Annotated in this window: 19 protein-coding genes; 2 read left to right on the top strand and 17 right to left on the bottom strand. The window is 46.2% G+C overall.

The window, feature by feature from the left end:
* Positions 1-560: 560 nt before the first annotated feature.
* From IE070_RS07890 to yceD, 14 genes are all read right to left on the bottom strand, one after another.
* Complete coding sequence (locus tag IE070_RS07890; RefSeq protein ID WP_189482185.1) at positions 561-1,352, bottom strand: TatD family hydrolase; 792 nt, start codon at positions 1,350-1,352, stop codon at positions 561-563.
* A 96-nt stretch (positions 1,353-1,448) separates the two neighbouring features.
* Positions 1,449-1,775 carry a PilZ domain-containing protein gene (locus IE070_RS07885; RefSeq protein ID WP_189482183.1) on the bottom strand — a complete coding sequence of 109 codons (327 nt, stop codon included), beginning with the start codon at positions 1,773-1,775 and terminating at the stop codon, positions 1,449-1,451.
* A gap of 23 nt (positions 1,776-1,798) precedes the next feature.
* Positions 1,799-2,722 (bottom strand): DNA polymerase III subunit delta', encoded by a 924-nt coding sequence (gene holB, locus IE070_RS07880; protein WP_189482181.1) that lies wholly within the window; start codon positions 2,720-2,722, stop codon positions 1,799-1,801.
* Positions 2,710-3,360: a dTMP kinase gene (tmk, locus tag IE070_RS07875; protein WP_229796980.1), complete on the bottom strand. Its 651-nt coding sequence runs from the start codon at positions 3,358-3,360 to the stop codon at positions 2,710-2,712. Before tmk ends, holB begins: the two co-directional genes overlap by 13 nt.
* Positions 3,353-4,399: an endolytic transglycosylase MltG gene (gene mltG / locus IE070_RS07870; RefSeq protein ID WP_189482179.1), complete on the bottom strand. Its 1,047-nt coding sequence runs from the start codon at positions 4,397-4,399 to the stop codon at positions 3,353-3,355. Before mltG ends, tmk begins: the two co-directional genes overlap by 8 nt.
* Positions 4,393-5,193: an aminodeoxychorismate lyase gene (gene pabC / locus IE070_RS07865; RefSeq protein ID WP_189482177.1), complete on the bottom strand. Its 801-nt coding sequence runs from the start codon at positions 5,191-5,193 to the stop codon at positions 4,393-4,395. The genes mltG and pabC overlap by 7 nt, the downstream gene beginning before the upstream one ends.
* Before the next feature lie 1,034 nt (positions 5,194-6,227).
* Positions 6,228-7,466 carry a beta-ketoacyl-ACP synthase II gene (gene fabF, locus IE070_RS07860; protein ID WP_189482175.1) on the bottom strand — a complete coding sequence of 413 codons (1,239 nt, stop codon included), beginning with the start codon at positions 7,464-7,466 and terminating at the stop codon, positions 6,228-6,230.
* An 81-nt stretch (positions 7,467-7,547) separates the two neighbouring features.
* Positions 7,548-7,784, bottom strand: a complete 237-nt coding sequence (gene acpP, locus IE070_RS07855) for an acyl carrier protein (protein ID WP_008223041.1) — start codon at positions 7,782-7,784, stop codon at positions 7,548-7,550.
* Positions 7,785-7,911: 127 nt separating this feature from the next.
* Positions 7,912-8,658, bottom strand: a complete 747-nt coding sequence (gene fabG / locus IE070_RS07850; protein ID WP_229796979.1) for a 3-oxoacyl-ACP reductase FabG — start codon at positions 8,656-8,658, stop codon at positions 7,912-7,914.
* A 9-nt stretch (positions 8,659-8,667) separates the two neighbouring features.
* Positions 8,668-9,603 (bottom strand): ACP S-malonyltransferase, encoded by a 936-nt coding sequence (fabD, locus tag IE070_RS07845; protein WP_189482173.1) that lies wholly within the window; start codon positions 9,601-9,603, stop codon positions 8,668-8,670.
* Between the two features lie 15 nt (positions 9,604-9,618).
* A complete protein-coding gene (locus tag IE070_RS07840; protein ID WP_189482171.1) occupies positions 9,619-10,578 on the bottom strand; it encodes a beta-ketoacyl-ACP synthase III in 960 nt (319 codons plus the stop codon).
* A gap of 6 nt (positions 10,579-10,584) precedes the next feature.
* Positions 10,585-11,616 carry a phosphate acyltransferase PlsX gene (plsX, locus tag IE070_RS07835; protein ID WP_189482169.1) on the bottom strand — a complete coding sequence of 344 codons (1,032 nt, stop codon included), beginning with the start codon at positions 11,614-11,616 and terminating at the stop codon, positions 10,585-10,587.
* 32 nt (positions 11,617-11,648) lie between these two features.
* Positions 11,649-11,813: a 50S ribosomal protein L32 gene (rpmF, locus tag IE070_RS07830; protein ID WP_019675618.1), complete on the bottom strand. Its 165-nt coding sequence runs from the start codon at positions 11,811-11,813 to the stop codon at positions 11,649-11,651.
* Between the two features lie 15 nt (positions 11,814-11,828).
* Complete coding sequence (gene yceD / locus IE070_RS07825) at positions 11,829-12,356, bottom strand: 23S rRNA accumulation protein YceD (protein ID WP_189482167.1); 528 nt, start codon at positions 12,354-12,356, stop codon at positions 11,829-11,831.
* A gap of 152 nt (positions 12,357-12,508) precedes the next feature.
* On the opposite strand from yceD, the gene IE070_RS07820 reads away from it, so the two are divergent.
* On the top strand, positions 12,509-13,099 hold the full coding sequence (locus tag IE070_RS07820) for a Maf family protein (protein ID WP_189482237.1): 591 nt from the start codon (positions 12,509-12,511) through the stop codon (positions 13,097-13,099).
* Here the strand turns inward: IE070_RS07820 and IE070_RS07815 are convergent.
* Complete coding sequence (locus IE070_RS07815; RefSeq protein ID WP_189482165.1) at positions 13,089-13,754, bottom strand: HAD-IA family hydrolase; 666 nt, start codon at positions 13,752-13,754, stop codon at positions 13,089-13,091. The two genes, IE070_RS07820 and IE070_RS07815, sit on opposite strands and share 11 nt — an antisense overlap.
* Before the next feature lies 1 nt (position 13,755).
* On the bottom strand, positions 13,756-14,709 hold the full coding sequence (rluC, locus tag IE070_RS07810; RefSeq protein ID WP_189482163.1) for a 23S rRNA pseudouridine(955/2504/2580) synthase RluC: 954 nt from the start codon (positions 14,707-14,709) through the stop codon (positions 13,756-13,758).
* Between the two features lie 514 nt (positions 14,710-15,223).
* On the opposite strand from rluC, the gene rne reads away from it, so the two are divergent.
* Positions 15,224-18,730, top strand: coding sequence for a ribonuclease E (gene rne, locus IE070_RS07805; RefSeq protein WP_229796978.1), 3,507 nt, complete (start codon positions 15,224-15,226; stop codon positions 18,728-18,730).
* 145 nt (positions 18,731-18,875) lie between these two features.
* Here rne and IE070_RS07800 read toward each other — a convergent pair whose 3' ends face one another.
* Complete coding sequence (locus IE070_RS07800; protein WP_189482161.1) at positions 18,876-20,057, bottom strand: DcaP family trimeric outer membrane transporter; 1,182 nt, start codon at positions 20,055-20,057, stop codon at positions 18,876-18,878.
* Between the last annotated feature and the right edge of the window lie 41 nt (positions 20,058-20,098).

The raw sequence follows: 20,098 nt of genomic DNA, 5'->3' as shown, positions 1-20,098 counted from the left end.
CAAGTTAAAAAAGGCAGGATTGTCGACAATCAGACTAAAGTTTAGCCTACCTTAACGTAACCACAACCTAAAAACGTCGAGCGCTGATAGGTTTATTCAACTTAAACGATGCCAAATATTACTGAGGTTAAAACGTCACACAACACTTTCCAATCAGCGACTCAGTTGACTACGATAGAATTGCGGTTTTTTTAGACTGTTTTTTACTAAAAATGGTATCTGTTAGTTCTGATAGCGCTAAAGAATTTGCCCCTATTACAGGTCAAATTCAGTATTTGTGTACAATTGCTGGCATAAGCTGGGGATAACTTGGGTATAAACTTTACCCTGATGTCAATCATAGGTGATGAATTTTGCGAAATTAGGAACATGAAATATTCAAAAGCTTAGCTAAACTAACAATGTCTAATGTAACCTCTTCTCGATAGCGCACGGCTCATTCCCTATGAGCCATTCCCCTAAGCCCGGAACAATTCGGATTGGTTCCGGGCTTCTTTTATTATTTAAACCATCGTTTTTACTGACTGTATAAGCGGCATCCGATCAGTATGCATTTGCAACTACGCCGCAGCGTTTTTATGCGCAGCACCTTTAAACAATTGGTAGAAGTTGTTCGTGGTATGCCTCGCCACTTCAGCGATAGACACGCCTTTTAGCTCGGCCATTGCTGCGGCAACATCGGTAACATAAGCAGGTTGATTGGTTTTACCACGATGCGGCACAGGCGCTAAATAGGGTGCATCGGTTTCAATTAGCAAGCGATCAAGGGGTAACTTACGCACCACATCACGCAATTCTGTAGCATTTCGAAACGTCATAATGCCTGAAATCGAAATGTAAAACCCCAAGTCCAATGCCGCTTTTGCCATCTCATAGTTTTCAGTAAAGCAATGCAATACGCCACTGGCCTGCTCAGCGTTGTGCGCTTTCATCAAGGCGAGTGTATCTGCACGTGCATCGCGAGTATGAATAATCAACGGTTTGGCTAATTGACGGGCAACGCTAATATGTTTAACAAACCCATCTTGCTGGCTGAGTTTTGTATCAGGATTATAAAAGTAATCAAGTCCCGTTTCACCCACTGCGACCACATCTTGCTGTGCTGCTAATGTGGCGAGTAGCTCTGCATCCACACTATCACTTTGATGTAATGGATGCTCACCACAAGAAACTGAGACCTCGGCAAAAGGTTTCACTTTCGCAAGCATTGCTGGGAACTCGGCTAACGATACACAAACGCACAGCATATGCTCTATCTGTCTTTTTTTAGCGGCTGCCAGCACCTCGGGTAAATCCATCCCCAGCTCGTCTAGGGCTAACATATCTAAATGGCAATGCGAATCTACAAACAAAACAACCTCTTAATCAATAATTCTAAAAATTTTCTACGCATCATGGGATCACCCCGCCTCGACAGCTTGCAGCTAATCGTTAACTTAAAACGGGTATCACATGGTATAAGTAGGTTCATTACTGTTAAGCATGCCACCTAATAACTTCTCAATACGATTACATAAGCCATGTTTGTCATCAATGAAGGCGATCCCGATCCCTGCAGGATTAGAACTCTGCGCACCTAACGGGGAGATCCACGCCACTTTGCCTGATACAACAACCGATTCTAGCGTATCAGGTAAGGTAACACTCAGTGCCAACGACTGTCCCATACGATAATGCCGAGCTGAACGGATAAATAAGCCACCATTTTTAAAAAAAGGCATGTAGCAACGATACAGCTCTTTGCTATCACTAAACCCTAGTGCAAGCTCTTCCATCAATCCTCCATCGATTAACACCCTTACCGTGTGGCGGTAATTCGCTGAATCTCTAATAATAACGTACTTAACGCTAAGTTTTTATTCTGCCCTAAAATCTGTTGCTCGTCACGACACCAACGATAATAGCGCTGATAAATACGCTGCAACCGCTCCGCCGAGAGGCTTTGCGCAGACTGTAATGCATCATGAATAAAAAAACCTAAAATAGCACGATTATCATCGCGATTTTCCAGTTCCTTCACCAGTGCAGCAAGCGCCACCTGTTCTTGCATAAATGCCTGCAACATGTGCAAGAGTGTTGCAATGTGTTGGGCTTCAGAGCCTTCTAATAACGCCAACGCCTGTAATGGCGCCCCACCCGTGTAGCGGTAAAGAAACGCAGGAATAGGTTTATCGCATTGTTCAGCCAACCATGATAACAATGCTGTCTCGTTCAGAGGGGCAACACGCCACTGCTGACAGCGGCTTAACAACGTTGCTTTTAAACGCTGTGGTTGTTCACTTAACAACAGTAAGTAACAGCCTTGTGGTGGCTCTTCTAGGGTTTTGAGCAAGGCATTGGCGGCGGCTTCGCTCATGCGTTGCGCCTGTGGCAAAATAATGACGCGATTACCCTGCTGCTGTGCAGCACCATGCGTAAATTCAATTAATCTGCGGATGTCATCCACCCCAATCGTATTACTATCGGGGTTGAGTAAAAGAATATCAGGGTGATTGCCCGCCGCCAACAGCAAACAACTTTTACATTGACCACAGGCTTGCTGATTAATCGGTTGTTTACAGAGTAAAAAAGCACTGAGCGCATTGGCTAAAGGGAGTTTTCCCAAGCCCGCCATACCACTGATTAACAAGGCATGGGCCATGCGCTGTTGTGTAGCTAACAGGGTGAGCTGCGCCAGTATTGGCTGCAACCATGGATACTGTGTAGCAGCTAAATAGGACATAAATTAGCGTGCTCTAACGCCTGTTGCAACGCCATTTGTACCTGCTCAATGCTTTGCCCTGCATCAATAACCACGATATTGGGTTCGGTGGCAGCGATCGCTAAATACGTTGCCCGCGTGCGCTCAAAAAAGGCTAATTGCTCTTGCTCAATACGATCCAACTCGCCACGGCGCGCGGCACGCGCTAGGCCCAAAGCTGGGTCAATATCTAAATATAACGTAAAATCTGGCCGAGTTGTTCCAAGCACAGCGTGCCGTAACGTATTAATTAAACTGTCGCCCAATTGCCTGCCGCCGCCCTGATAGGCGCGAGATGACATATCATGTCGATCAGCAAGCACCCAGGTACCCGCCTCAAGCGCTGGTTCAATAACATTACGAAGTAATTGTACACGCGACGCGTACATCAGCAATAATTCGGTTTCAGGTGCAATATGTTCACTAGGATCAGCCTGTTTTACTAAGGAACGCAATTGCTCTGCTAACGGCGTGCCGCCAGGTTCTCGCGTACAAACTACAGGTAAACCTTTTTTAACTAGCCAGGCGTTAACAGTAGCGATAGCCGTACTTTTCCCAGCGCCTTCTAGCCCTTCAATGACGATAAATTTACCTTTTTTTGGCGTATTACTGCTAATCATTACCTTGTCCAAGAATATATTTACGAACCGCGGCATTATGCTGCTCTAACGATTGAGAAAACACATGCGAACCATCGCCACGACTCACAAAATAAAAATAATCACTTTGTGCGGGTTGCGCTGCCGCAATTAATGCCGTTCTGCTTACCAACGAAATGGGACCTGGCGGTAATCCATGATGCCGGTAAGTATTGTAACGATGGGGATCCCGCAAGTTAGCCCGCGTAATGCGTCCGGTGTAATCTGTTAATCCATAAATAACGGTTGGATCCGTTTGCAGCCGCATGTTTGTATTGATCCGATTCATAAAAACTGAGCTTACTAATCCCCTTTCGCTGTTTAAACCACTTTCTTTCTCAATAATCGAGGCCATAATCAGTAACTCATAGGGGTTTTGTAACGGCAGATCAACATGTCGTTGTTGCCAATAACGCGTCAACTCTGTTTTTAACACCTCGTGCGCACGCTGCCAAATGGCACTGGCTTTACTGTTAGCCGTGTAAAAATAAGTATCTGGATAAAACAATCCCTCTAACTCTTGCACAACCTGTCCGGTTTGCGCCAGTGCCCCCCAATCAGTTGGCCACTGAATAACGGAGGCAAGATCCTCTACCGAGCCCACATCGTGTTCTAGGTAAGGCAATGCGGCTATACGCTGCCAGCTTTGTGCTAAAGTTTCACCTTCAATTAAGGTCACACTAAATTGCGCAACTTTGCCGCTTCTAAACAGGGCTAAAGCGTCAGTTAACGTTAATGTACTAGGAACCCTATACACGCCTTGTTGTAAATTGGCTTCATGTGGGAATTGTTTTAAATGCAGTTTCAATACTAGACAATCACGTTCAGTTACCTGGTGTTGTTGCTGCCATAACCGACACAAACCGCGCACAGACGTGCCAGGTTTAAGCTCATATAATTCACTGCTAAATTGCAGCGGTTTGGCTAATGTCTGCTGGCTTAATTGTTTCCAGCCAGACCACAGCATTACAATAATCATCACCACGATAAGCGGTAGCCAGGCCAATAAACGCTTTAGCATAAAATCTCTTGTTGTATCTGTCGCACTGCTGCAATTGGTAACGCATAACCTTCTATGCTGTTAATGGGTGCAATCCCCAGTAACGCATTGGTTAAAAACATAGCCTGTACGTGTTTAATATCAGACACCTGTAGTACGCGTTCCTGACAGCCAGCGAGGTTTGCCATAACATGTTGTCGCATCACCCCTGCTACGCCGGCCAAATGCAAAGGTGGCGTAAACCATTGTCCTTGCCATTGGTAAAACACATTCGCTGCAGTCGCTTCGGTTAAGTGTTGCTGCTGATCTACCACCAGTAAATCATCAAAAGACGTTTGTGCCAATTCTTGTTTTAACAGCACCTGTTCCAAACGGTTTGTGTGTTTCAGCCCCGCTAACGCCGGCTGTATTGCTAGGCGTAATTTCGCCACACCAACTCGTAACCCATGTTGCTGCCAGTGCTGGTAATCAGGCATTGCAGCAGTATACAAGTAAACGATGGGATGATGACACTGATGTGGTGCATAACCGCGCCCCCCGATCCCCCTCGATAACAACAGTTTGATCACAGTAGGCGCCGTAAACTGAGCGGCATGTTGCGCAACAGTTTCAGTTAAAACGTGCCAGTCGGGTGCGGGCAATGCCAGTCGAGTAACCGCCAATTGCAAACGAGCAAGATGCAAAGACCACAGCTGAGGTTGTCCATTTTTTACAGCTAAGGTAGTAAACACACCATCACCGTATTGTAATGCCCTACAGCCCGCGGCAACTTGCGGTTGTGCAGAGTCATTGATCACAATAATTTCAGTGGACATAAATTTCAGCGAACATACTTAGCCTGCAATAAAAATATGGGCAAGTATGCCTTAATCTACTATTAAAACAAAGCGCTGTTAAATATGTTCAGGCGTAATCGCTTATGTACTGGACATCACAAACAAGCAAACAACACAGATGCAAGCAGACTAGCGATTCGGTGCTAACTAACTCCTAGAAGCGAACTCACCGAGCCAACTTAAGTCATGGCATCCGGCGGCGAAACGCGGCGTATCGCTTTTTAGGGGACCGCTGTAAATACGTCCCTGTACGCTTAGGTTTTTCATCCCTGAAAAACACGTCCCCTAAAAAGGATACTCTGCGTTTACCACCTCGTTATATTCTGGTGTTCATTTCCGGCTTACTGTTATTCTGCGAACTCATAAAGTATAAATCTGCAGCTAGGCAGCGAGTCGATAATGCTAAACAAAGCCTGTCCAGCATGGATGCTGGAGAAGAGCTTACATGGATGTATTCACAGCGACTTTGTGTGCATTATCGGCTGCAAGCAGACTAGCGATTCGGCTCAAACACACCAACAGAAGCAAATTACGAAATCATAAAGTACACATTTGCAGCTAGGCAGCGAGTCGATAATGCTAAACAAAGCCTGTCCAGCATGGATGCTGGACAGGAGCTTACATGGATGTATTTACAGCGTCTTTGTGTGCGTTATCGGCTGCAAGCAGCCTAGCGGTTCGATGCAAACACACCAACAGAAGCAAATTACGACCCCATAAAGTACACATTTGCAGCTAGGCAGCGAGTCGATAATGCTAAACCAGGCGTCTTTCGCAGGGATGCGAAAGTTTAAGCCTCCATGGATGGATTTACGGCGGCCTGGTGTGCGTTATCGGCTGCAAGCAGCCTAGCGGTTCGATGCAAACACACCCACAGAAGCATACTCACCGAACCAACCTACATCATATTAAATACGTCGGCACAATCCAACTTATCGCTTTATAGGAGACAGCTATAAATACCCATAAAAAAACCGCGCTCTAAGGCGCGGCTTTTCAAATCAACGGTGCTATTACACTTTTTTAAATAAAATAGAACCGTTAGTACCACCAAACCCAAACGAATTACATAACGCATACTCAAGCTTAGCCTGACGAGCCTCATGCGGTACATAATCTAAATCACAACCATCGCTTGGATTTTCTAAATTAATCGTCGGCGTAACAAGCTGATCTTGCAATGACAACACCGTAATGATCGACTCCACCGATCCCGCAGCACCTAAAAGGTGACCGATCATCGATTTGGAAGAACTAACCATTAACGAGTCTAATGAGCCAGCAAACACAGTTTTAATCGCCATCGTTTCTGCAATATCACCGGCGGGTGTTGAAGTACCGTGGGCATTAATATACTGCACTTGATCTGCCGTAATCGCAGCATCATTTAAGGCATTTTGCATAGCCCGAGCAGCGCCAGCACCGTTCTCTGGTGGTGATGTCATATGATACGCATCACCACTCATACCAAAACCCACTAATTCAGCATAAATCTTAGCGCCGCGAGCTTTCGCATGTTCGTATTCTTCCAACACCATAACGCCCGCGCCATCACCCAGCACAAAACCATCACGATCTTTATCCCATGGCCGGCTGGCTTGTTGCGGTGCATCATTGCGGGTAGACAAGGCACGTGCCGCACCAAAACCGCCCATGCCTAATTCAGTAGAGGCCTTTTCCGCGCCGCCGGCAACCATAACATCGGCATCACCGTAAACAATCATTCGCGCGGCTTGCCCTATATTATGCACGCCCGTAGTACAGGCGGTAACAATACTGATGTTTGGACCTTGTAAGCCCAACATAATAGATAACTGCCCAGCAATCATATTGATGATGGTTGAGGGTACAAAAAAAGGTGAAAGGCGTTTTGGGCCGCTGTTCAGTAATTTTGCATGATTTTCTTCAATCAGACCAAGACCACCAATGCCCGAGCCAATGGCTGCCCCAATACGATGAGCATTTTCTTCGGTTACTTCCAGGCCGGAGTCACGAAATGCCTGAATAGCCGCGGCAACACCATACTGGATAAATAAATCCATTTTCTTGGCGTCTTTCGCCGCAAAATAAGGCTCAACATCAAAATTTTTGACTAAGCCGGCAAATTTAGTTGTATAAGCGCTGGTATCAAAATGCTCAATTAAGCTAATGCCGCTCTTTGCTTGCTGCAAACCCTGCCAGCTGCTTGCGACATCATTGCCTAATGGCGTCAGCATACCTAAACCTGTTACCACTACACGACGTTTTGCCACCGTGCCCTCCGTTAATACCTGTTTTTCTGATTCTTAAAACGAAAACGGGTAGCTGCGCTACCCGTTTTGCAAGCTTTCAGCTTATTCAGCGTGGGCTTTGATGTAATCGATTGCTGATTGTACAGTGGTGATTTTCTCAGCTTCTTCGTCAGGAATTTCAGTGTCGAATTCTTCTTCTAACGCCATTACTAACTCAACAGTGTCCAGCGAGTCTGCACCTAAGTCGTCAACGAAAGACGCTTCGTTTTTCACTTCGTCTTCTTTAACGCCCAGCTGTTCAATGATAATTTTTTTAACGCGTTCTTCGATGTTGCTCATCTTTTCTTCCTTTTTCTCATATAAATCGCAACAATTCGTGCAATTTGGTGTGGCGCTAGTTTATGCGTAAGCACAGGTCGTTGCAAGCAATGCGCTAAGCATTTTTTGCTGGTCTAACCTGATTTGCTTACACCATATACATCCCGCCGTTAACGTGAACTGTTTCGCCGGTAATATAGGCAGCGTGCGTCGAAGCTAAAAACGCTACGGTTGCCGCAATTTCTTCTGGCTGCCCTAAACGATTGGCAGGCACTTGCGAAAAAATAGCGGTTTTTTGCTCGTCAGACAACTCTTTCGTCATATCGGTATCAATAAATCCTGGTGCAACCGCGTTAACCGTTATACCGCGCGACGCCACTTCTTTTGCCAACGATTTAGTGAAACCAAGCACGCCCGCTTTCGCAGCAGCATAATTCGTTTGACCCGCATTGCCCATTGAACCCACTACAGAACCAATGGTAATGATGCGACCAAAGCGCTTTTTCATCATGCTACGCAGTACCGCTTTACTTAACCGGAATACCGACGTTAAATTGGTTTGCATGATATCAAACCATTCCTCATCTTTCATCCGCATTAGTAAATTATCGCGAGTAATGCCGGCATTATTAACCAGAATGTCGATATCACCAAACTGATTTTTAATTTGCTCTAAACATTGTTCAACTGAGCTGGTATCCGTTACGTTCAGAACCATCCCCGCACCCTGCTCGCCCAAATAATCACTAATGGCTTGCGCACCTTTTTCGGTAGTGGCTGTACCCACTACTTTTGCACCTAACGCGGCCAATTGCTCAGCGATAGCCCGACCGATCCCCCGGCTTGCACCGGTTACCAAGGCTACTTTACCTTCTAAACTCATAAAATTATTCATGTTAAAACCTTATTCTGTTGCCAAGGCAGCGCTTAGCGATGCAGCATCATTAATAGAAGCAGTAGCAAGCTCTTTGTTAATTCGTTTTATTAAGCCGCTTAATACCTTACCAGCGCCAAGTTCCAAGACGTCAGTAACACCTTGGGCAGCAAAAAACTCTATAGTTTCAGTCCAGCGAACAGGACTGTATAATTGCCGTACTAATGCCTCTTTTACTGCAGTTGCATCAGCAGCACGTTGCACATCAACGTTGTTAATCACTGGAATAGCGGGATCATTAAACTGAAGCGCAGCTAAATCAATCGCAAGCTGTTCGGCGGCAGGAAGCATCAACGCGCAATGCGAAGGTACACTTACCGGTAATGGCAGCGCACGCTTAGCACCCGCAGCTTTACAAGCTTCACCGGCACGCTCAACCGCAGCTTTATGGCCAGCAATAACCACCTGACCTGGAGAATTGTAATTCACCGGTGCAACGACTTCACCTTGGGCGGCCTCTTCACAGGCTTTTGCAATCGCCGCGTCATCTAAACCGATAATAGCCGACATAGCGCCAACGCCCGCAGGCACCGCTTGCTGCATATACTGGCCACGTTTTTCTACCAGTTTTACCGCATCAGCCAGCGATAACACCCCAGCACAAACTAAGGCAGAATACTCACCCAAAGAGTGCCCCGCTAAATACGCAGGTACAGCACCATTTTGTTGCTGCCATAAGCGCCACACCGCTACCGATGCTGTCAATAATGCCGGCTGCGTGCGATGTGTTTCATTTAAATCTGACTCTGGGCCATTTGCAACTAGGGCCCATAAATCATAGCCCAGCGCCGCAGAGGCTTCGCTAAAGGTGGCTTGTACAATTGGAAACTGTTGATAAAGCTCAGCGAGCATACCAACGCTTTGTGAACCCTGACCGGGAAAGACGATTGCAAGTTTGTTAGTCATAATTGTCCTGCAAGATTAGTAACGAATTAACGCTGATGCCCAGGCAAAACCGCCGCCAAAAGCTTCTAATAATAAGGTTTGGCCGCGCTTAATACGGCCATCACGGATGGCTTCGTCTAACGCGGTGGGAACGGTTGCCGCCGACGTATTGCCGTAACGATCCAAGTTAATCACCACCTGATCCATCGACATATCCAGCTTTCGGGCTACCGCAGAAATAATGCGTAAGTTTGCCTGATGAGGAACCAGCCAATCAATTTGTGATTTATCCATGTTATTCGCGGCTAAGGTCTGCTCAACCACTTCAGATAACTTGGTTACAGCAACTTTAAACACATCATTGCCTTTCATACTGCCCCAAGAATTATGCACTGAGGCTTCATCGCCGCGAATGGGATTATCCACGTACAATAATTCTGAATACTTGCCCTCGGCGTGAATATGGGTAGATAAAATACCTGGCTCAGTGGAGGCTTCCAATAATACCGCCCCTGCGGCATCGCCAAATAAAATCACCATGGAGCGATCTTCTGGGCTAATCAATTGCGATAAACAATCCGATCCAATAACCAGAATACGTTTTGCCATACCGCTTTTGATATATTGATCTGCCACACTTAAACCATAACAGAAGCCTGCACACGCGGCAGCAAGATCAAAGGCGGGAATGGCTGGGATGTCTAATTCGCGCTGGATCTCACAGGCGGCGCTGGGCAGGGCTCGCGCCGCACTGGTGGTGGCACAGATAATTAAATCAATCGTATTTTTATCAATACCTGCTGCTTCGATTGCCTTGCGGGCAGCAGCAGCACCCATCGTTGCTACCGATTCATCCTTGCCAATAATACGCCGCTCTTTGATGCCGGTACGTTCAATGATCCATTCGTCTGTGGTTTCTACCATAGACTCTAGGTCCGCATTGGTGCGAACCGTTGCCGGGAAATAACTCCCAGTACCAATAATTTTTGAGTACATGCTACCCTATGCTTTATCAATAAGAACCTGTTCCAACCGATCTTTTATTTTGGCAGGCACTTGGCGTTCAACCTCACGCACCGCTTGTCGGATGGCACTCAGAAACGCGTCTTTTGTCGCATTTCCATGACTTTTCACCACAATACCGCGCAATCCTATCAGACTTGCCCCGTTATAGTGGTCGGGGTTCATTCCTTGATAAAGACTTTTTATCACAGGTTTGCATAACCAGCTTAATAATGCAGCAATAGGACGCTGCTGAATATTTTGTTTAGCCCGCTTTAACATTAGCTTGGCTACACCTTCACAGGTTTTTAATGCAACATTACCGACAAAACCGTCGCAGACAATCACATCGGCCTTTCCCGAGAAAATATCATTGCCTTCGATATAGCCAATGTAATTAAGTTCATGACAGTCAGAAAGTAACTGTGAAGCGCGCTTAATCTGATCCGATCCTTTAATTTCCTCTTCGCCCATGTTAAGTAAGGCTACACGAGGGGCAGAGATCCCCATGACTTCTTCCGCCATCACCGCGCCCATCATGGCAAATTGAAATAAAGTGTCGGCATCACAATTAACCGTCGCGCCTAAATCTAACATATAGACGGGCCGGCCATCACAACTGGGTAAGGCACTAACTAATGCAGGCCGTTCTACGCCATTTAACATTTTTAACACGTAATGTGCTATGGCAATTAGAGCACCGGTATTGCCTGCAGACACGCATGCTTGCACTTCGCCTGTTTCTACCAACTCTAGAGCATGACGCATAGAGGAATCACGCTTGCTGCGCAAAGCCACTGCAGGCTTATCAGACATCGTTACATCATCGTGACTTGGAAGAATACGCAGGCGTGAATGTGCAGCAACGCCAAGCGCAGCTAAATGCTGTTCAAGTACACGTTGATCACCGCAACAAATCAGATGTAAATCAGGAAATTCTTGAAGCGCTGCTAAAGCAGCAGGCAGGGTAGATTGGGGGCCATGGTCGCCCCCCATCATATCTAAAGCTAGGGATAGCTTTAGTGGTTGCACTGGCTTACCGGTTAAGATAAGTGCAGCCGATATTACTTAACTTTACGGCCTTTGTAGAAACCATCGGCAGTAATGTGGTGACGACGATGCGTTTCACCAGTTGTTGAGTCAACTGACAGCGTAGGGCCAGTTAACGCATCGTGTGAACGGCGCATGTCACGACGTGCACGAGATTTTTTGTTTTGCTGAACAGCCATTGTATTTCTCCTAAATCACTTTTTTTTCAATTCTTGCAGTATGGCAAAAGGGTTGGGCTTTTCTGGCTCAGGTCCGATATCCCCAAAACTCATTTCAGTTGGATCAACTTTGCAGTCGGCAACGTCGTGCATTGGAAACAGAGGTAAAGTCAGAATAAGTTCATCTTCTATCAACTGCCGTAAATTAATTTCGCCGTGTTCGTCTCGCTCGATCACGTCGTAGCGCTCAGGAATCAACTCCAAAGCCGCATCATCATCTCCCTTAACAGGAGTGTATGCAAAACTACAGTTCAATGTTAGCGGCATAGGTTCACCACAACGCTCACACTTAACACTTAACTCACAAGATGCATTCCCGTTTAATACAGTCAGGCCTTGTTGGTCAGTTCCGCATTCAAGATTAACCGTTACATTTTCTTCGTACGCCATTAACCCTTCGAGCAAACGGGTTAAGGTATTCAGTGGCACGATGCCGGCATAGTTAGACCGTTTTTGTGCCGCTTTTACCGGATCAAGCGTAACAGGTATTTTCAATTTTTGCATAAGGCGCGCATCATATAGAAGCAGTCCTTTGCTGTCAAAGGGATCTGCAGGGTTTTTAACATTTTTCTCGCACTTTAGGCAAGGTACTTAGTAACAGGGTATTATAGTTTGCCTGCTCAGCAGAATTAAAGGAGTTTTTTGTGTTTGCCGCTATTCAACCGCCACTGTATTTGGCATCAACGTCAGTATATCGACAGCAATTATTACAAAAACTTACGTCGAATTTTACTGCCGTTGCGCCGCATATCGATGAAACAGCTTATCCTGGTGAAACTGCCCCGGCGCTGGTGCAGCGCTTAGCCGAAGCAAAAGCCCAAGCCGTTGCTGCGCAATTAGCCACAGGATTGGTGATTGGCTCTGATCAAGTTGCCGTGTTTGGCGAGCAGATACTTGGTAAACCCCATACCCCGGAAAACGCCTATGCACAATTAACATCGTTTAGTGGCCAAGCTATTACGTTTCTAACAGGTTTGTGTCTCATCAATGCAGCAACGGGACAAACTCAAACCGTGGTGGAGCCATTTACCGTGCATTTTCGAGAGCTTACTCACGCTGAAATTTTGGCGTATATTGCAAAAGAGCAACCTTTTGACTGTGCAGGCAGTTTCAAAAGTGAGGGCTTGGGCATCAGCTTATTTCGTAAACTCGAAGGGGACGATCCTAACAGCCTTGTGGGTCTGCCCCTTATACAGTTACTCACGCTATTGCGCCATGAAGGGATTAACCTACTGCTTAGCCCCTAATACCCTCTTTAAAAATCACTGCGGGTAAATCGGCTAAATAATCAATAATGGCTAAAGGCTGATAGTGCTGTAAAACCGCTACATCGTGGGCGCCATGGCTTACCCCTACCCTTGGCATGGCAATGGCCTGAGCCATTTTTAAATCATGGCTCGTATCGCCCACCATCACAGCTTCGGCGCTGTTTACGCCAAGCTCTTGGATAATTTGCTGTAACATATCAGGATGCGGTTTCGATTGCGCCTCGTCTGCACAGCGGCTAGTAGCAAAATACTGGGCTAACCCAGTTTCATTAAAGATACGATCTAATCCTTTTCGGGCTTTACCCGTGGCAACCGCTAACAGCACGTTTTGCTCTGCTAACTGTTTAAATAGTGCTTCTGCCCCATCAAACAACGGCGTGGGCGTAGTATCGTGCAAGACATACTGATCGCGATAATGCACAAATAACGCCTCGCGCTGCGCGCTATCGGCATCAGGAAACAGTTTAGCTAACGCAGGATCAATACTTAAACCGATAATATGCTTGACTTCCTCTACGCTGGGGACAGCGACACCCACATAACTTGCCGCCGCACGCATAGAAGACACAATACGACCAACGGAGTCCATTACCGTACCGTCCCAATCGAAAATAACCAACTTAACATCTGACATCTTATTTTCTCGTTAATTTACGCATAGCAAGATTGAGCTGCTCATCTAAAGGCGCTTCAAATCGCATCGTGGTTTCCGTGCCTGGGTGTAAAAAACTCAAACTAAAGGCATGCAAGAATAAGCGGTTTAAGCCAAGCGTATTCATCTGATTACTAAAGGTGTTATCACCGTATTTATCATCACAAGCAATGGGATGCCCCTTACATGCCGTATGCACCCGTATTTGATGGGTACGGCCCGTTACAGGAAAAGCTTCGACTAAGGTGCCTTCTTGATAACGTTGTAAAATACGAAAACGCGTTTCAGACGGTTTGCCTTCAACAGCATCCACTTTAACGACTCGCTCACCAGATTGCAGGGTGTTTTTCTTCAGTGGCTCAGTGACTTTTCGGATACGATTATCCCAATCGCCTGCCACTAATGCCCAGTATTTTTTCTCAACCACTTTATCGCGCAATTGTGCATGCAGATGGGTTAACACTGAGCGCTTTTTAGCGATCATTAAACAGCCCGATGTATCACGGTCTAATCGGTGTACTAATTCTAAATGTTTCGCCTGTGGCCGCAGCGCTCGTAACGCTTCGATTACACCAAATTGCAAACCGCTGCCACCATGCACAGCCATACCTGAGGGTTTGTTTAGAACAATGAGATCGTTATCTTCAAATAAAATATGTTGTTCAAGATCTTTTACTAAACTTAATTTAACGGAAATAGCTTCAGGTTCTGCAGAAACGGTAATCGGGGGGACTCGAACCACATCATCTGCTTGCAATTTATATTCTGGTTTAATGCGTTTTTTATTAACCCGCACCTCTCCTTTTCGTAAAACCCGATAAATAACACTTTTTGGTACGCCACGAAGCCTTGCAATCAAAAAGTTATCTATGCGCTGACCAATAAAATCGCTTTCGATTTCAATCATTTGTATGGGCAATTTTATATCATCAGTCATGGCGTTAAAATACTCTGCTAAAATTACAATTAAGTTGCTATCCAATGCACAATAGTGGGATAATCATTCCGCTAATTATGCCTGAAAACGGCAATTAGGGCGCTCAAAGTGACATAAGAGAATTTGTGCGGCACCGTTAGGGGATGTGATCATACCGAAATCGTGGTGAAAACCAATGTTTTTTATACCCCTAGCGTTTAATCACTGCCATTTGCCTGAGGTAATGTTGCGTAATCTGTTACCAATAGCGGCAAAACACAGAGTCCGGTCACCGAGCAAAGATTAAGATTAGCCAGAACGCAGCGCTAAATGGCGATGTGTGTCAGATTTAACAACGAACATTATCGATATGCCCTTTCTACATATTAGAATGCTGCGCGTGCGGTAATAGAGTAAAAAATTAGGTTCCCTCAAGCACCCAGTCGTGAGACTGCACCAGAACGTGTTTGATAACGTCTGAACACTCAGGTGCCCGGAAGGTTGTGTTGTGGCTGCAGAAATGAGTCACCCAACAATGAAAAGAATGTTAATAAATGCCACGCAGGAAGAAGAAATCCGCGTAGCTTTGGTCGATGGCCAAAAACTGTATGATTTGGATATTGAAAGCCCAGGTCACGAACAAAAAAAAGCCAATATTTACAAAGGTAAAATTACCCGCGTTGAGCCTAGCCTAGAGGCGGCCTTCGTGGACTATGGTGCAGAGCGCCATGGCTTTTTACCGCTTAAAGAAATTTCCCGCGAATATTTCCCTTCTGGTTATAGCTTTGATGGCCGTCCGAATATCAAGGAAGTGGTCAAAGAAGGTCAAGAAGTTATTATCCAAATTGATAAAGAAGAACGTGGCCAAAAGGGTGCTGCCCTTACTACATTTATCAGTTTAGCTGGCTCTTATCTGGTATTGATGCCCAACAATCCACGTGCTGGTGGTATTTCTCGCCGTATTGAAGGTGACGAACGCCAAGAGCTAAAAGATTCATTGGGGCAATTAGACATGCCAGACGGCATGGGGTTAATTGTGCGTACTGCCGGCGTAGGTAAATCTTACGAAGAGCTGGATTACGACTTAAAAGCGTTATTAAAACACTGGTCAGCTATCACACAAGAATCTCAAAAACGCCCTGCTCCGTTTCTAATTCACCAAGAAAGCAATGTGGTATTTCGCGCCATCCGCGATTATCTGCGCCGTGATGTCGGCGAGATCTTGATTGATAATCAAAAGATCTTTGAAGAAGCCAAAGTGTATATCCAACAGTTCCGCCCCGACTTTGCCCACCGGGTAAAAATGTATCAGGGCGAAGTACCGCTGTTTATGCACTATCAAATTGAAAACCAAATTGAAACGGCTTTCCGCCGCGAAGTGCGTTTACCTTCTGGTGGTTCTATCGTTATTGATAGCACAGAAGCTTTAACCGCTATCGATATCAACTCATCAAAAGCCACCAAAGGCGGCGATATTGAAGAAACCGCTTTCAATACAAACCTAGAAGCTGCAGACGAAATTGCTCGCCAATTACGCTTACGCGATTTAGGTGGTTTAATTGTTATCGACTTTATCGATATGACGCCCGTTCGTCACCAACGAGAAGTTGAAAATCGTCTAAAAGACGCTGTAAAACAAGACCGTGCCCGTGTACAAATTGGCCGTATTTCACGGTTTGGCTTGTTAGAAATGTCACGCCAACGTTTACGTCCGTCGTTAGGTGAATCGGCTGGGCATGTCTGTCCACGCTGTCATGGCCGTGGCACTATCCGTAGTATCGAATCTTCCGCGTTGTCTATTCTGCGCTTAATTGAAGAAGAAGCGATTAAAGATAACACTAGCCAAATTCATGCTCAGGTCCCAGTTTCTGTAGCCACTTACCTGATGAATGAAAAGCGTGAAGGTGTTCGTCGCATTGAACAACGTAATGGCATTCGCGTGTTTATTATTCCAAACGAGCATTTAGAAACGCCAAATTACGACGTTACGCGTGTTCGTATTGATGAAGAAATTGAAGATGCCAGTTACACGCTGCCGAAAGTGCCAGAACATACAGATAAACTGTATCACCCGGCTAGCGAAACAGTAAAAGAAAAACCGGCTATTTCTGCTATTAATATGGCACAAACCAGTGCACCAGCCCCAACAGCCCCTGTAGCAGCCCCGGCACCAGTCAAAGCGGTTACGGCACCGATTGTGGCACAACCTAGTTTAGTAACACGGGTTGTAGGTTGGATAAGCAGTTTATTCGGCAGTAACAACCCAGTTGATGAACAAACAGCCGCAACGCAGACCGCTAATAAACCTGCGGGCAATTCAAATAAAGAGCAGCGTAACGATTCACGTGGTGATCGTGGCGATAACAATCGTCGTCGCAACAATAATCGCCGTCGTCGCCCTGATCAGCAGGATAAAGTTGCTGATAAAGTAGTTGAAAAAACGACCGATAAAGGACTTGATAAAGCTCAGGCCTCAGAGGAGAAAGTGTCTCGTCCTGATCGCCAGGAACGACCAGAGCGTCAAGAACGCCAAGAGCGACAAAAGCCGGCCGCTGATAAAACGCCGCGTACGCAAGACAATCGCAAAGCAGCGTCAGAACCTCGCTTAGAGCCTCGCGTAGAAAAGCCCAATGAAGAGATGGCAGATGAGCCAAACAGCCGCACCGCTGCAGCTGAGCGTCGTCAACGTCGTAATATGCAACGTTCTGTTCGTATTGCTAAAGAACAGGACGCAGCAGAAACGACCGCAATCTCTGCAATACCCACTGTGGCTATCGCAACACCTGCCGCGGTAGAAACACCAATCGCAGCAGCAACGGTAACGACTAACGCGATGGCGGCATTGCCGCTTGTTGATACGCCTGCGGACACTACAACACCTGTGGTCACTGCTCAAGCGCCATCAACACTTGCAACTGAGGTCGCACCTACGCAACCAGCAGAGGTAACAGCAACGCCTACAGATGACAGTACCTCGATTGTTGCGATGGAAGCTAACGCAGTATCTGCTGAACCGCAAGACAGCGTAACCAGTGAGTCTGAACTGCCCGAAACGGACAGCAATGAACCCCGTAGTCGGAGTCGTCGTTCACCTCGCCACTTACGTGCGGCTGGACAAAAGCGCCGTAAAGAACAAGCAGAGCTTGCGGAACCGGTAACGACTAGTGACGTGCAAACGCAAGATGCCTTACCTGCTGCTGACGTTGCATCTTCAGATACATCAACAGAAACGCTGTCGTCCGACACAACAGCTCAAGTAGAAGCCGCAGCAATTGTTGCCAATGACGTTGTGACAGAAAATACCCCCCCTGTGGTATCTGCAGCAGACGAAACGGTAACGACTCAGATCGTCGTTGCAAGCGAAGACAACACGGCCGATGTTCAGGCAGACAAACCGGCTAAAAGCAGAAGTCGTCGCCGTCCAGCCAAAGTTGATGAGCCAGTGAGCAGTGATGCGATTGCAGCAAAAACGACGGATGAACGTGTTGATGCAGTTAAGGTATCGGAAACAAGCGATGTGGAAGCGCCTTCGGCCCCAGTTATAAATGCCACGGCCAAGGCAGTAAGCGTTGCGGCTTCTGCATCACCCGACGACGACGCACAAGCAAATGAGCCTGTCGTTGCAACCGTTAGTGCAGGTGCTGAAACAAAGCTAAACGCTGATGTGCAAGCTGAAGTGGACGTGCAAGCTCACGAAAATGTGCAACCCAAAGCCGCTGTAAAAGAAGATACGGCCATTACCATAGCAGCAGCGACCGTTAATCCGGTGCAGCAAAGTCTAGAACTAGCGCAACCTGAAGCAGTGGCACCGGTTAACACACCTGCTCCAGCACGTAGCCGCTTTGGTAATATGGTTGTTGCGCAAATGGCAAAACCTGAAAGCGTTGCCGACAATGCCGTAGATAACGCGCCAGCCAAAGTGATTGCAGCAACGCCGACGGAACAACGTCCTGTTGTTGCCTCGTCAAATCGCCCTGCAGGTTCAGCCTTTGCGCGTCAAGTGGTGACAGCGCCCATGACTAAGCCTGAGAAAGCGGAGTAACTGTTACGAACCCTACGTCACGATCTGGTGGCGTAGGCTCTCTCCTAGCATAACTGGCTTTACTGCAAACAAAAACCGACTTTATGTCGGTTTTTTTTAACAAAAAAACCCGGTTTCCCGGGTTTTAGTGATAGCGCATAGCGTATTAGAAGTCGTACTTAGCGCTAAATTGAATACGATGCATATCGCCATCCAAGCCGCTTTCTACTTCACGGTTAGCGAATTTATATTCAATACCCATCATAAATTTAGGATTAAATTGATACAGGGCGTTTGCACTGTAGCTGTGTGTCGCTTTGGTCGCATTAACGCCGCTAAACTGCACTTGGTTATCTGCACTTAACATAGAATATAAGAAGGTTGAACGCCATTTATCGTTCCATAAATGACGATAGGCTAATGAGAACGCAGTAACATCAATGGCCTCTAGCTCAGCAGCATTGGTTGTACCGGTTAACACTGCACCATTAATGGTGTTTAAGCCAACATAACGGCCTAAGCCCTTACCGTGGTTTAACGTAAAGCGAATGTCATTTTTGTTTGATAAGTTAAATTTACCGCTAAACGACACGCCATAAGACGTGACGGTATCATCAAAAATAGCTTCATCAATCGAAATTTGTCGTAACAAGCCACCTAAACGGAACGTTGCATTTTCCGTTTTAAAATTATAACCAATGGTTAAATCAGGTGTCGCGTTATCGTCTGTGGTAATACGGGCACTGGTACCAAACTGAGATACAGTACTTTCAGGATTTTCCAACGCAATAGAGAAATTACCAGAGGTATAACGAACTTGCGCTTGGCGGATAAACACCGCAGCATCTGCATTACCTACGAAATCTAACGTATCTGGTAAAGATTGCAGATCCATAAAGTTTGACCAGGTTTGGCCTACCGTCCAGTTTTTGTAAGTCACAAAAGCATGACGAATAACCGGGCTATAACCGTTGGTTGTACGTTCGTCATTGCCGTTAACACTGGTCATCATATCAAACTCTAACCGACCAACCATCTTTTCCCCATTACCAAGATCGGTTGAGGTGCCGAAGAAAAAGCGAGATTGTCTGGCGTGGGCATCGAAGCGCGAGGCACTTTTGCCTGTTGCTGATACTGGCGTTAGTGATGGCACGTAAAAGTCACGTCCCAGAAAATTGGTTATTTCACCGTCAGATGTTTCGGTGTACATCATATCTAACTTAATAAAACCACCGTAAGTAACTTCAGTGTCACCTACTTTGAAACCATTATTGGCTTGGGCAGCGCCAGCAGTTAATGCAAGGGCAACGGCTGCTGCCAAGGTATTGAGTGTCTTACTTTGTCTCATCTGGAGTTCTCCATTTATAATATATTTTTATTTATAGTAGT

Origin of the sequence: Alishewanella tabrizica, assembly GCF_014652375.1 — a bacterium.
In the GTDB taxonomy this organism is placed as follows: domain Bacteria; phylum Pseudomonadota; class Gammaproteobacteria; order Enterobacterales; family Alteromonadaceae; genus Alishewanella; species Alishewanella tabrizica.
The sequence above is the reverse complement of the archived record's forward strand: the minus strand, read 5'-3'. Positions and strand labels throughout refer to the sequence as shown.

Coding starts and splice junctions, on each gene's coding strand:
- IE070_RS07885 (WP_189482183.1), bottom strand. CDS start 1,775: ATGGAAGAGCTTGCACTAGGGTTTAGTGATAGCAAAGAGCTGTATCGT.
- holB (WP_189482181.1), bottom strand. CDS start 2,722: ATGTCCTATTTAGCTGCTACACAGTATCCATGGTTGCAGCCAATACTG.
- tmk (WP_229796980.1), bottom strand. CDS start 3,360: ATGATTAGCAGTAATACGCCAAAAAAAGGTAAATTTATCGTCATTGAA.
- mltG (WP_189482179.1), bottom strand. CDS start 4,399: ATGCTAAAGCGTTTATTGGCCTGGCTACCGCTTATCGTGGTGATGATT.
- pabC (WP_189482177.1), bottom strand. CDS start 5,193: ATGTCCACTGAAATTATTGTGATCAATGACTCTGCACAACCGCAAGTT.
- acpP (WP_008223041.1), bottom strand. CDS start 7,784: ATGAGCAACATCGAAGAACGCGTTAAAAAAATTATCATTGAACAGCTG.
- fabG (WP_229796979.1), bottom strand. CDS start 8,658: ATGAATAATTTTATGAGTTTAGAAGGTAAAGTAGCCTTGGTAACCGGT.
- fabD (WP_189482173.1), bottom strand. CDS start 9,603: ATGACTAACAAACTTGCAATCGTCTTTCCCGGTCAGGGTTCACAAAGC.
- IE070_RS07840 (WP_189482171.1), bottom strand. CDS start 10,578: ATGTACTCAAAAATTATTGGTACTGGGAGTTATTTCCCGGCAACGGTT.
- rpmF (WP_019675618.1), bottom strand. CDS start 11,813: ATGGCTGTTCAGCAAAACAAAAAATCTCGTGCACGTCGTGACATGCGC.
- yceD (WP_189482167.1), bottom strand. CDS start 12,356: ATGCAAAAATTGAAAATACCTGTTACGCTTGATCCGGTAAAAGCGGCA.
- IE070_RS07815 (WP_189482165.1), bottom strand. CDS start 13,754: ATGTCAGATGTTAAGTTGGTTATTTTCGATTGGGACGGTACGGTAATG.
- rluC (WP_189482163.1), bottom strand. CDS start 14,709: ATGACTGATGATATAAAATTGCCCATACAAATGATTGAAATCGAAAGC.
- rne (WP_229796978.1), top strand. CDS start 15,224: ATGAAAAGAATGTTAATAAATGCCACGCAGGAAGAAGAAATCCGCGTA.
- IE070_RS07800 (WP_189482161.1), bottom strand. CDS start 20,057: ATGAGACAAAGTAAGACACTCAATACCTTGGCAGCAGCCGTTGCCCTT.